We start from the raw sequence: 13,269 nt of genomic DNA on the forward strand, positions 1-13,269 counted from the left end.
TTATTGCGTATTAATTCATCTCCTGCAAACGATAAACTTCGGTATCGTTCAGACTTTTCAGCCCTTGGCTGATCGCTTCCGCGCCGGCGATGGTGGTGTACACCGGAATGCGTTGTTGCAGTGAGTTGCTACGGATGGAATGGCTGTCGGCAACCGATTCCGGCATACTGCCGACGGTGTTGATCACCATCGCGATTTCACCGTTTTTGATTGCGTCGACAATGTGCGGGCGGCCTTCGCGCACTTTGTTGACGATCTGCACGCCGATACCGTGTTCGCGTAGGAATTTTGCCGTGCCTAAGGTCGAACATAAGCCGTAGCCCAGGTCCTGCAGGCGTTTGGCGATGTTGACCAATTTCGGTTTATCGGCATTTTCCACCGATAAGAAGATTTTACCCAGTTTCGGCAAGCGTTCGCCGGCACCGATTTGCGCTTTCAAGAATGCTTCGGAGAAAGTTTTGCCCACGCCCATCACTTCGCCGGTCGAGCGCATTTCCGGTCCTAAAATGGTATCCACGCCCGGGAATTTAATGAACGGGAACACCGCTTCTTTGACCGAATACAAATTCGGGATCACTTCTTTGCTCACGAACTGCTGTTTCAAGCTGATACCTGCCATCACCCGTGCGGCGATTTTCGCCAAAGGTACGCCGGTGGCTTTGCTCACGAACGGCACGGTGCGCGAGGCACGCGGATTGACTTCCAACACATAAATGGTGTCTTTTTGTACCGCAAACTGCACGTTCATCAAGCCGACCACTTGCAGCTCAAACGCCATTGCCGCCGTTTGACGACGGATTTCATCTTGGATTTCCGCACTCAGCGAATACGGCGGCAGGGAACACGCCGAGTCGCCGCTGTGGATACCGGCTTGTTCGATATGCTGCATAATGCCGCCGATCACCACCTCTTCGCCGTCGCAGATACAATCCACATCGACTTCAATCGCGTCATTCAAGAAGTGATCGAGCAGAATCGGGCTATCATCGGACACACGCACCGCTTCGCGCATATAGGTTTGCAACTCTTCATCGTTATACACGATTTGCATTGCACGTCCGCCCAAGACATACGACGGGCGCACCACCAGCGGATAACCGACTTCGTTTGCCAGTTTCAGCGCTTCTTCGCTGTTACGCGCGGTGCGATTCGGCGGCTGTTTCAGGTTCAGGCTATTCAGCACCTGTTGGAAACGCTCACGGTCTTCCGCGGCGTCAATGCTATCAGCCGATGTACCGATGATATGCACGCCGTTTTCGTGTAACGCATTCGCCAATTTCAGCGGAGTTTGCCCGCCGTAATGCACGATCACGCCATGCGGTTTTTCAATGTGGATAATTTCCAGCACTTCTTCCAAGGTCAACGGCTCGAAATAGAGGCGGTCAGAGGTGTCGAAATCGGTCGAAACCGTTTCCGGGTTACAGTTCACCATAATGGTTTCGAAGCCGGATTCACGCAGCGCAAGGGCGGCGTGTACGCAGCAGTAATCAAACTCAATCCCTTGTCCGATTCGGTTCGGACCGCCGCCTAGAATCATAATTTTCTTGCGGTCGCTCGGATTGGCTTCGCACTCTTCTTCATAGCAAGAATAGAGATAGGCGGTATCGGAAGCGAACTCGGCGGCACAGGTATCAACCCGTTTATACACCGGGTGGAGATTAAGCTGATGGCGTAAATCGCGTACCGCTTTCTCACTGCATTGCACTAACTGCGCGATACGCTTATCGGCAAAACCTTTGCGTTTCAAACGGCGCAGCTCGGCGTAATCCAGATCCGCCAGCGTTTTTTTCTCCAGTGCCAGTTCTTCCTGCACCAAATCACGAATTTGCACCAAGAACCACGGATCGATTTTGGAATAGTGATACACATCTGCCAAATCCCAACCGATACCGAACGCATCGGCAACGTACAGAATCCGTTCAGGGCCCGGATTGGATAATTCGGTCCGCAATTTTTCCATATCTTCGGTTTTCAGATTGAAACCGCAAATACCGGTCTCCAAACCGCGCAGGGCTTTTTGCAACGACTCTTGGAAGGTGCGCCCCATCGCCATCACTTCGCCCACCGATTTCATCTGAGTGGTGAGGCGATTATCCGCTTTGGGGAATTTTTCAAAGGCAAAACGGGGAACTTTGGTCACCACATAGTCAATCGACGGCTCAAACGAAGCCGGAATTAAACCGCCGGTGATATCGTTGCGCAGTTCATTTAAGGTGTAACCAACCGCCAGTTTCGCCGCCACTTTAGCAATCGGGAAACCGGTCGCTTTCGAGGCAAGGGCGGAAGAACGGCTGACGCGCGGATTCATTTCAATCACGATCATTTCGCCGTTTTCAGGGTTGATCGCAAATTGCACGTTCGAACCGCCGGTATCCACGCCGATTTCACGCAACACCGCCAACGAAGCGTTACGCATAATTTGATACTCTTTGTCGGTCAAGGTTTGCGCCGGGGCAACGGTGATGGAGTCGCCGGTATGCACGCCCATCGGGTCGAAGTTTTCAATCGAGCAGATGATAATGCAGTTGTCCGCTTGGTCTCGCACCACTTCCATTTCATACTCTTTCCAGCCCAACACCGATTGTTCGATCAGCAGTTCGTGAGTCGGCGAGGCATCAAAACCGCGTTCGCAAATCGCGTTGAATTCGTCTTTGTTATAGGCAATCCCGCCGCCTGAACCGCCCATGGTAAACGACGGACGAATCAGAGTCGGGAAGCCGACTTCCGCCTGCGCTTTCCACGCCTCTTCAACGCTGTGGCAAACAAAGGATTTCGGCGTATTCAAACCGATTTTGGTCATCGCCTCTTTAAAGCGACCGCGATCTTCCGCTTTATCAATCGCATCTTCTTTCGCGCCGATCAGCTCGACATTATATTTTGCCAACACGCCGTGTTTCGACAAATCCAACGCACAGTTAAGTGCGGTCTGCCCGCCCATGGTCGGCAGAATCGCGTCCGGGCGCTCTTTGGCAATAATTTTTTCCACCGTTTGCCAGGTGATCGGCTCGATATAGGTCACGTCCGCCATATTCGGATCGGTCATAATGGTCGCCGGATTGGAGTTCACCAACACCACTTTATAACCTTCTTCACGCAACGCCTTACACGCCTGCGCCCCTGAATAGTCAAACTCACACGCCTGCCCGATCACAATCGGACCCGCGCCAATAATCAAAATTGTGTTTATGTCCGTACGTTTTGGCATAGTTTTTTCTCTTGCTAATATTCTCGTTAATCTTCAGGAACCCAAAATTCACCTTGTCCGACGGGGATTACCTTGCCGCCGACATAAATCGTCTGTTGTTCGTTCACAGTTAAACTCAGCCGGTTCGGTCGTCCGATTTCATCGCCTTGCATGATCTGCCAACTTAACGGCGTGCGTTGGTTGTGAAGCGCCCAACCGCCCAAGTTAGCGGCGGCAGAACCCGTGCCCGGATCTTCGCGCACTTCGCCGTGTGCGGAAAAGAACAACCGCACTTTGACGTTATTCTGCTGTTCAAACCACACATACAACTGCGCTTCCCCACTTTGTGATACGGCTTTTTGCAGGAAAAGTGCGGTATTGATACGGCAATTTGCCACCGCTTGCGCCGAATTTAATCGCAACAGTAGTTGTTCCGTGCCGGTATTCACCCAAACCGGTTCGGCGGCAATATCATTCTGTTGTAAGCCTAACATCTCGGCACAGCAGGCTTTGTCTAATGCCGACGGCTTTAACTGCGCACCGTTACTTAAAGCAAAAGTGATGTTATCGGTTTGATGTTGCAGCCTGACTAAGCCTGCCTCGGTTTGTAGCTGATAGTTGTCAGACAATCCCAGCTGCTGTTGTAACACAAATGCCGCGCCGATGGTCGGGTGTCCGGCAAACGGCATTTCATACTCAGGGGTAAAAATTTTCAGTTTTCTGACCGCACTTTGCCTATCGCTGCGTTGTATAAATACCGTTTCCGACAAATTAAATTGACGGGCAATCAGTTGCATTTGCTGCTGATTCAGTCCGTCCGCTTGCGGGAACACCACCAACGGATTGCCATCGAAATGGCTTTCGGCAAACACATTAACCAACTGATAAGCATAGGTTTTCATGGTTATATTCCTGCTTAAACCACAACCTGCGGCGTATGGGTGTGGCGCACCACTTCCATTTCATGTACAAATTTGTCGAACAGTTCGGCGACATCGTGCGGCCCCGGGCTTGCCTCAGGGTGTCCCTGGAAAGAAAACGCCGATTGGGTGGTCAATTCAATCCCTTGCACCGAATTGTCGAACAAAGAGCGGTGGGTCACGGTCACATTGTCCGGCAAACTGGCTTCGTCCACTTCAAAACCGTGGTTTTGGCTGGTGATATATACTTGCTCGGTGGCAAGATTTTGCACCGGATGGTTGGCGCCGTGGTGTCCGAAGGTCATTTTTTTGGTTTTGCCGCCCACCGCCAAGCCGAGCAGTTGATGTCCTAAGCAGATACCGAAAATCGGTTTTTTACTGGCTAACAGCTGTTGAATGGCGCTGATCGCATAATCGCACGGCTCCGGATCGCCCGGCCCGTTGGAGAGGAAAATGCCGTCCGGATTTAACGCCAGCACCTCTTGCGCACTGGTTTTCGCCGGTACTACGGTGATTTGGCAGCCGCGTTCGGCGAGCATACGTAAAATATTGTGTTTCACCCCGAAATCGTAGGCAACCACATGGTAACGCCCCGCGTTTTTACGGCTGAAGCCTTGTCCCAATTTCCATTCGCCCTGTTCCCAGCGATAGACGTTATCGCAAGTCACTTCCTGCGCTAAATCCTTGCCCGCCATGCTGCCGAAGCTTTTCGCCAGTTGCAACGCTTTGGCTTCGTCAATTTCCCCTGCCATAATACAGCCGGCTTGCGCGCCTTTATCACGCAACAAACGGGTCAAACGGCGGGTATCAATATCGGCAATCGCCGTGATTTTATTGGCGGTTAAATAATCGGATAGGTTTTGTTCGCTACGGAAATTACTGTGAATCAAGGGTAAATCGCGGATCACCAAGCCGGAAACATAAACCTTGTCCGATTCGCAGTCTTCTTGATTCACGCCGGTGTTGCCGATATGCGGATAGGTGAGGGTGACAATTTGTTTGCTGTAGGACGGATCGGTCAGAATCTCTTGATAACCCGTCATGGATGTATTAAAAACCACTTCGCCGATGGTATGGCCTGGATAGCCAATGGAAGTGCCGTGGAAAATTGAGCCGTCCGCTAAGACTAAGATGGCTGGTTCAGACATGAATTTCTCCCGGGATAATCCTGTTTATGTTCAATCTTGGGGTCAATATCGGGCTTGCCCATATTATGCTCGTTACTCTCTATTTACGAAGCCCTGTACGAATCACAGCGGAAGTGTAGCAGAAATGAGCAAATTATTGTAATTGAGCCACCGCGACAATTCAAGCCCAATAATTGATCCAGCGACTTATTTTTGAAAAATAATGCAATATTATGCATAAAAATTCACTTTTGGGCAAGTTGACCCAGCTCAAAATTGCAATAAATAATGCTGTGCTTTGATCTTAAAGTTGTTAAAATGAAAACGTTAAATCTGAAAACAGGATCGTAAGATGAAAAAATCCATTGCCGCGAAATTATGGCTGCCACTGCTGATGGCAACGGCACTGAGCGCCTGCTCAAGTATTGATGAAACGACCGGACAGCGGCAAGACCCGTTGGAAGGCTTTAACCGCAGCATGTGGGATTTCAACTATCATGTTGCCGATCCCTATTTGCTGAAACCGATCGCCACCGGCTGGAAAGAGTATGTGCCGCAACCGGCGAAAACCGCACTGGTCAATGCCGCCAACAACTTGGATGAACCCGCCAGCTTCGTCAACCGCCTGCTTGAAGGCGAGTTCAACAAAGCAATGGTGCATTTTAACCGTTTCTGGATCAACTCGGTATTCGGTTTAGCCGGCTTTATGGATATCGCCAGCGCGATCGACGGCTTGCAAACCGACGGTTCACGCTCGTTCGGCGACATGCTCGGCAGCTACGGCGTCGGCACCGGCGCTTATGTGATGGTGCCGCTGTATGGCCCGGCAACGCCACGCCAAGATTTGGGCGGTTTGGTCGATCACACCTACCCGGTATTATCCTTGCTCGGACCTTGGACTTTAGTAAAAACCGGGATCCAAGCGGTGGATAAGCGTGCCAATCTGCTCAGTCAAGATGTGCTGTTAGAGCAATCGCAAGACAGTTATCTCACCGTGCGCGAAGCCTATTTCCAGAATCTGGAATTTAAAGTCAGCGACGGCAAACAAGGCTCGGAACTTAAAGAAACCTTATCCGAAGATGAACTCAAAGAGATTGATTAACCCTATTCGACATTCAGCCATTCAATAGAAGGAATATGATATGGAAATGACCCTGACCCAGCGCCTGATTCTGGTGAATCAATATGAATTAATGGCGTTACTCGACAAAGACAATGCCGCCAAATACCACCGCTATCAAAGTATCATCAAAGGCGGTTACAAACTGGAATTAAAAGAGTTATACGCTCAATTCAGCGACCTGAGCGAAGAAGAATGTAAAGCCGTGATCAATACCTTGGAAATGTACCAAGCGCTGCAAGTGTCCTACAACAACCTGCACCACACCGAAGATCTGACGCCGCACCGTCTCAAATTCTTAGGCTATTGCGGTATCCGTGAGAAAAAATACATCAATTATTTAGGCTTCATTGCCGAAAACGATAAAAAATACCGTGAATTAATCCACTGCCCGAACGGCTGCGACGCACAAACGCCGATGTGGGATAAATACAGCAAAATGCTGGATGTGTGGCACAAATGCCCGCGCCAATTCCATTTAAGTATCGCGGAAATCAAACAAATTTTGAATGCTTAAATGCATTGAGTGATCTCAACCGCACTTTGCCGATCACACAATACAAAGTGCGGTTTTTTTCGCTTCACTGACAACATAAATGTTATAACTTATCCCAACAGACTATTTCGCTTTCCGCCGTTTCGCTTTTATAATAACGCCTAATTTGGATTAACCTGAACATATTCCGCAATGGCACTTTTTTATACTGAACGCAAAAAAATCCCCCAGCCGAAGAAGAAAATCCTGACGATCGACAGCCTCGATTATCAAGGTTTCGGCGTGGCGCGGGTTGAGGGCAAAACCTGGTTTGTGGAAAATGCTTTGCCACAGGAAAAGGTGGAAGTGCGGGTGTCGGAGGAAAAACGCCAATACGGACACGCCGTCACGCAGAAAATCTTACAACGCTCGGAACAGCGGATCGAACCAAAGTGCGGTTATTATGCCGAATGCGGCGGTTGCCAAATGCAGCATATTCCGCTCGATTTGCAGAGGCAGGTGAAACAACAGGCGTTGCAGCAACGTTTAAGCCGTTTGCAGCCGCAGATTGCCTTTCAGCCGCTGCTACAAGCGGAAGAATGGGGCTATCGCCGCCGTTTGCGCTTGAGCATTTTGTTCGATAAAAAAACTAAAACCCTGATGCTCGGTTTGCGCCGGCGTCGGTCAAAAGCGATTGTGCCGATTCGAAATTGCGCCGTTGCCGAACCGCACTTGAATGCGGTGTTGGCGGCATTGCAAACATGGCTGCCGCAATGGCAGGCAAAAGCCCAATTAGGGCATATCGAACTGGTCGCCGCCGATAACGGCGTGGCGATGTTATTGCGCCATTTGGGGCAAGTGCGTGCCGAGGATAAAGTGCGGTTACTGCAATTTGCCAGCGAGCGGCAGTTACAACTGTTTGTCTGCGAACAGGAAAATGACATTCAGCATTGGCATGGCGACACGCCGTATTACCGCTTGGCAAACGGGCAACAACTGGCGTTTGCGGTGCGTGATTTTATTCAAGTAAACCGCCTCTTAAATCAAAAAATGCTGGATACCGCACTTGACTGGCTCGATTTGAAGCCGCAAGATCAGGTGTTGGATTTATTTTGCGGGATGGGAAACTTTACCCTGCCGTTAGCCTCTAAAGTAGCAAGTGCGGTCGGGATTGAAGGCGTCGCGGAGATGGTCGCGCAGGCGCAAGCCAACGCCGCCGCCAATCAAGTGGAGAACGTGGAATTTTACCAAACGGATTTAGACCGCACTTTTGCCGATCAAGCCTGGGCGGTGCGCCGTTTTAACAAAGTGCTGCTTGATCCGCCGCGCAGCGGGGCGCTGTTTGCGTTACCGCACTTGTGCGCATTGCAGGCGGAGAAAATTCTGTATGTTTCCTGCAATCCGGCGACGCTGGTGCGCGACAGCGAATATCTGTCGCAGCAGGGCTATCGGATTGAAAAAAGTGCGGCGATTGATATGTTTCCGCACACTGCCCATTTGGAGTCGATCACCTTATTTAGTCGGGTTGGTTGATAATCGTCGAGATAATAGTTGAGAAGGGAAAAGCATGGTCGCAATACGAGCCTCACATTTGCTGACACCGGCGCAATTTGTGGTTGAAGATTGGTGCGAACGCCTGCCGCTCGCGCCTGATGTACGTCAAACGTTAATCGAAACGTGGCATTATAACGACAGTAAACTACAACAATTGGAAGCCAATGAACGGCAATACCTGCTGTATGCCGCCAGCGAAATGGTCGAAGTGTTGAGCGGTTTGAATATGGATCACGACAGCCTGCTGGCGGCGATGTTATTCCCGTTGGTGCGCCGTCGGGTACTGAATTACGACCAAATCAAAGAGGATTTCGGCAACGACATTCGCAAGCTGGTGAAAGGCGTGGTCGATATGGACGGTATCCGCCAACTCAGCGCCAGCCAGTCGGGCAGCCATTTGCAGGTGGATAACGTGCGCCGTATGTTGCTGGCGATGGTCGATGATTTCCGCTGTGTGGTGATTAAGCTGGCGGAACGGGTGGCGTTTCTGCGCGAAGAAAACAACTTTATCTCCGAACCGGAAAAAATATTGGCGGCGCGCGAATGCAGCAATATCTATGCCCCGCTTGCCAACCGCTTGGGCATTGGGCAATTGAAATGGGAATTGGAAGACTACTGTTTCCGCTATCTTGATCCCGATAATTACCGCAAAATCGCCAAACTGTTACAGGAAAAACGGCGCGATCGCGAAGCCTATATCCAGGATTTCGTGGCGGTGATTGAACGCGATCTGCAAGCCGAACTGCCGCACAGGGCGCAGGTGTACGGACGCCCGAAACACATCTACAGCATTTGGAAAAAAATGCAGAAGAAAAATCTGCCGTTCGAGCAACTGTTTGATATTCGGGCGGTGCGGATCATTGTGGATAAATTGGAAGATTGTTATACCGCACTTGGCATTGTCCACAGCCATTTTAAACATATTCCGGCGGAATTTGACGATTATGTCGCCCACCCGAAGCCGAACGGCTACCAGTCGATTCACACCGTGGTGCTGGGCGAGGGCGGCAAAGCGATTGAGGTGCAAATCCGCACCCAACAAATGCACGACGATGCCGAATTGGGCGTGGCGGCGCATTGGAAATACAAAGAAGGCAGCACCGGCGGACGTGCCGGTTACGAGCAGAAAATCACCTGGTTGCGGCAGGTATTGGCGTGGCAACATGATCTCAGCCAGTCCGGCGATATGGTGGAGGAAACCCGCAGCAAAATTTTTGATGATCGGATTTACGTCTTCACGCCGCAAGGGGACATTGTCGATCTGCCGGCCGGCTCAACCCCGCTCGATTTTGCTTACACCATTCACAGCGAAGTCGGACACCGTTGTATCGGCGCGAAAGTGGCGGATAAAATCGTGCCGTTCACCTATAAATTGCAAATGGGCGACAAGGTTGAAATCCTGACCCAAAAGAACCCGAACCCAAGCCGCGATTGGCTGAATCCGAACACCGGTTTCGTTACCATTAACCGGGTACGTTCCAAAATTCAGGCATGGTTTAAACGCCAAGATCGCGAGAAAAACATTCCGCTCGGCAAAGAGCAGTTAGAAGCGGAAATGGCGAAGTTGGGCTTAAATTACAAGCAGATCGAAGAATATGCCTTACCGCGCTATAACTTGAAACAGCTTGATGATTTATACGCCGGTATCGGCAACGGTGATATTCGCCTCAATCAACTGAGCAATTACTTACAAGGCAAACTGTTGCGCCCGACGGCGGAGGAAGTCGATGAGCATATCCTGCGTCAGGTGGAAAACAAGCAACAAACCAAAACCGGCGGCAATAAAGGGCAGATTGTGGTCGAAGGAGTCGGCAACTTAATGCACCATATTGCACGCTGTTGTCAGCCGATTCCGGGTGATCCTATTTTGGGTTATATCACCCAAGGGCGCGGCATTTCGATTCACCGTGCCGATTGCGATCAGGTGCTGAACCTGCAAGAAGCCTGTCCTGAGCGGGTGGTGGAAGCGATTTGGGGCGAAAGTTACCACACCAAATTTAACCTGGTGATCCGCGTGGTCGCCAACGACCGCACCGGCTTGCTGCGCGACATCACCACCGTACTCGCCAACGAAAAAGTCAGCGTACATCGGGTGTCGAGTAAAAGCGATGTGAAAAACATGACCGCCACCATCGATATGGAAATCGAACTGGGCAATGTCGATATGCTCGGACGAATCCTCGCCTCGCTGCTGCGGATTAACGACGTGGTTGAGGCACGGCGGTTGTCTAGTTAGTCGTTAAATCCGACAGCGACTTACAGTCGCAATCGGTTAGGCATTGATGAGCGGTTTTACCGCTCTGACAGCCCTAAAGCGGCTGACTCAGCCGTAGGCTGCATAACCTAGTACAGTTTTGCCGTGCTAGGATAAAAGGAATATTTTTTAGGGGGCAGATAAATCCCCTCATTTTCAGCTAATAAAATCGCATTATACTTACGCAAAATAGATAAAAATAAAAAAGGAACAAACGTGCAAAAACATAAAGGCTTCACCCATTTAATCAAAGCCACCGGCTATTCGATCAAGGGCTTAAAACAAGCGGTGACGGAAACCGCCTTTCAGCATGAACTCATCATGGCGGCGGTATTGATTCCGGCGGCATTTTGGCTGGGCAAAAGTGCGGTCGAATGGGCATTGATGATCGGCTCGGTGCTGTTGGTGCTGACGGTAGAGCTGCTTAACAGCGCGATTGAATCGGTGGTCGATCGGGTCGGCACGGAGTACCACGAACTGTCCGGCAGAGCCAAAGATCTCGGCTCGGCGGCGGTGACGATGGCGTTAGCGATCATGTGTGTAACCTGGCTGTTGCTAATTTTCGCTTGAGACCGCCCATGCTGACGATCCAATTGCAACAACAATCTTATTCCTTGCCGCTAGCCGAAGGCTTGTTGTCCGGTTATTTTACCTTGGACGAGAATTGGCGCGATTTGGATTATGCCAACGGTGGCAACGCGCTTTTCCTTGACCTTGTGCTGACCTATCGTGTACCACGCCAATATATTGATGATTTTTATCGGCTTTATTTTATTGATTTGGAAGAGCGCAGCGACGGTTATGTGATTGATGAAGATAATCTGCCGTTATTGCGGTTGGAAATCCCTATCAATCGTACCGAGTTTGATTTCGAGCATAATAAAACGATCATACTTGGCAATTTGCCCCGTTTTCCACAACTGACCGATCTGGCACATCAAAAACTGGATGATACTATTTTAGAAAAATCCGGTTTTTTCTTCTCGTCTTTTGCCAATGCGCAACTGGCACAGTTTGAATTTGGGCAAGCTGGCGCACAGGCAATTGATTTGGCACTCAGCGGCAAAGCCAGCGACGTGCGCGGTGAGCTGCATTTCCAGCTGACGGAAAGCCAAATTCCGTTTAAACTGTCTGCCGAGATAATCGGCTATGCCGATCAATTTATCGGCAAAGACTGCGCAGCACGGGCGGCAGAAATCCGCGCGTGTTTTGCCAGCATTTATGATCAGCGGCAATACACTGCCGAAACGCCACAAGTGCTCGACCAGCAATATTTAGGCATAAAAATCGCTTTCAGGCAAAATATATGACCACTGCCGCATCACGCCTTAACCCACTGTTAAATTGACCATAATTGAACTATCCCCTATCCGCCAACCGCAGCCGAACGCCATTTCAGCCGTCACTGTCATAAAACTGTCATATTTCTTTGCTACACTTTGCGCGACTTTAAACAGCTTGAAGATGACAACTTATGAATACCGTTCAAACCGCAGCGCATACGTTACCCGGCGCCTCCTCCAAAAACTGGCAAGCCTGGTTATTGGTCGCTATCCTAATTTATTTACTTTTAGCCGCCGTCGGTGCTATCGGCAGTGGTTTTAAAATCGCCACCGGCAGCAATGCCAAAGAATTATTTAGCTTTGCCTCGAATCCATTTGTCGCGCTGATTGTCGGTATCGTCACCACTGCGCTGATTCAAAGCTCCAGCACCGTAACCTCGATTATCGTCGGCATGGTTGCCGGCGGCTTGCCGGTCAGCATGGCGATTCCGATGGTGATGGGGGCGAATATCGGCACCTCGTTGACCAGTACCATTGTCAGCCTTGGGCATATTAAGAGTGCCGATGAATTCCGTCGAGCGTTCTCCGCCGCCACGGTACACGACAGTTTTAACATTCTCGCGGTGGCGGTTTTATTGCCGCTGGAATTGCTGTTCCAACCGTTGCAAAAAGCGTCTGCTTATCTGGCACGGCTGTTTGTTTCCGACAGCAACATGAGCATGAGCGGCATGAATTTTATGAAAACCCTGCTGGCGCCGGCTGATAACCTGTTAAAACTGTTGACCGGTTGGTTGCCGGGGATCTGGTCCGGATTATTGCTGATTGTACTGGGCGTGGTGCTGATTCTGTTTGTGGTCAGCCAAATCGGCAAAGTGTTACGTAAAGTGATGGTCGGCAAGGCAAAAGACGTGCTGAACGCCGCGGTCGGACGCGGCCCGGTTTCCGGTATGTTGTCGGGCACATTAATCACCGTGATGGTGCAATCCTCTTCCACCACCACCGCACTGATCGTACCGATGGCGGGCACCGGCGTGTTCACCCTGAAACAGGTTTATCCGTTCACCCTCGGCACCAATATCGGCACCACCGTGACCGCACTTTTGGCCGCCACCGCCATTTCCGGTCCGGCGGCGCAAGTCGCCTTGCAGATCGCATTGGTTCACTTGCTGTTCAATGTGTTCGGGATCGGTCTGATTTACGTTTTGCCGTTATTGCGCCAAGTACCGGTTATTATGGCAACCACCCTCGCCGAATGGGGGTTAAAGAATAAAATGTATGTGTTTGCTTATATGTTTGGGGTTTTCTTTGCCATTCCACTCCTGATCATCGGCATTGGACAACTTTTATAAGGA

10 protein-coding genes are annotated in these 13,269 nt (G+C 50.5%); 7 read left to right on the top strand and 3 right to left on the bottom strand.

Annotated features, from left to right (window positions below):
• Window positions 1-10 precede the first annotated feature (10 nt).
• Genes carB through carA form a run of 3 tightly spaced genes read right to left on the bottom strand, consistent with a single transcriptional unit; the run spans window position 11 to window position 5,252 of the window.
• Window positions 11-3,205, bottom strand: coding sequence for a carbamoyl-phosphate synthase large subunit (gene carB / locus ACQ31U_RS03945; RefSeq protein WP_431053786.1), 3,195 nt, complete (start codon window positions 3,203-3,205; stop codon window positions 11-13).
• Window positions 3,206-3,231: 26 nt separating this feature from the next.
• Window positions 3,232-4,086, bottom strand: a complete 855-nt coding sequence (locus ACQ31U_RS03950) for a PhzF family phenazine biosynthesis protein (RefSeq protein ID WP_431053787.1) — start codon at window positions 4,084-4,086, stop codon at window positions 3,232-3,234.
• Between the two features lie 14 nt (window positions 4,087-4,100).
• A complete protein-coding gene (gene carA, locus ACQ31U_RS03955) occupies window positions 4,101-5,252 on the bottom strand; it encodes a glutamine-hydrolyzing carbamoyl-phosphate synthase small subunit (RefSeq protein WP_431053788.1) in 1,152 nt (383 codons plus the stop codon).
• A gap of 331 nt (window positions 5,253-5,583) precedes the next feature.
• Here carA and ACQ31U_RS03960 point away from each other — a divergent pair, with 331 nt between their 5' ends.
• From ACQ31U_RS03960 to ACQ31U_RS03990, 7 genes are all read left to right on the top strand, one after another.
• Window positions 5,584-6,333 carry an MlaA family lipoprotein gene (locus ACQ31U_RS03960; protein ID WP_431053789.1) on the top strand — a complete coding sequence of 250 codons (750 nt, stop codon included), beginning with the start codon at window positions 5,584-5,586 and terminating at the stop codon, window positions 6,331-6,333.
• 40 nt (window positions 6,334-6,373) lie between these two features.
• A complete protein-coding gene (locus ACQ31U_RS03965) occupies window positions 6,374-6,868 on the top strand; it encodes a YfbU family protein (RefSeq protein ID WP_431053790.1) in 495 nt (164 codons plus the stop codon).
• A gap of 171 nt (window positions 6,869-7,039) precedes the next feature.
• Window positions 7,040-8,359, top strand: coding sequence for a 23S rRNA (uracil(1939)-C(5))-methyltransferase RlmD (gene rlmD / locus ACQ31U_RS03970; RefSeq protein WP_431053791.1), 1,320 nt, complete (start codon window positions 7,040-7,042; stop codon window positions 8,357-8,359).
• Window positions 8,360-8,393: 34 nt separating this feature from the next.
• The gene (gene relA / locus ACQ31U_RS03975; protein WP_431053792.1) at window positions 8,394-10,616 is read left to right on the top strand and encodes a GTP diphosphokinase; all 2,223 of its coding nucleotides are present in this window, start codon (window positions 8,394-8,396) and stop codon (window positions 10,614-10,616) included.
• 234 nt (window positions 10,617-10,850) lie between these two features.
• Window positions 10,851-11,204, top strand: coding sequence for a diacylglycerol kinase (locus ACQ31U_RS03980; RefSeq protein ID WP_431053793.1), 354 nt, complete (start codon window positions 10,851-10,853; stop codon window positions 11,202-11,204).
• 8 nt (window positions 11,205-11,212) lie between these two features.
• Window positions 11,213-11,944, top strand: a complete 732-nt coding sequence (locus ACQ31U_RS03985; protein WP_431053794.1) for a hypothetical protein — start codon at window positions 11,213-11,215, stop codon at window positions 11,942-11,944.
• 164 nt (window positions 11,945-12,108) lie between these two features.
• The gene (locus ACQ31U_RS03990) at window positions 12,109-13,266 is read left to right on the top strand and encodes a Na/Pi symporter (protein ID WP_431053795.1); all 1,158 of its coding nucleotides are present in this window, start codon (window positions 12,109-12,111) and stop codon (window positions 13,264-13,266) included.
• Window positions 13,267-13,269 lie beyond the last annotated feature (3 nt).

This window comes from Testudinibacter sp. TW-1, assembly GCF_050613185.1.
Taxonomy (GTDB): Bacteria; Pseudomonadota; Gammaproteobacteria; order Enterobacterales; family Pasteurellaceae; genus Chelonobacter.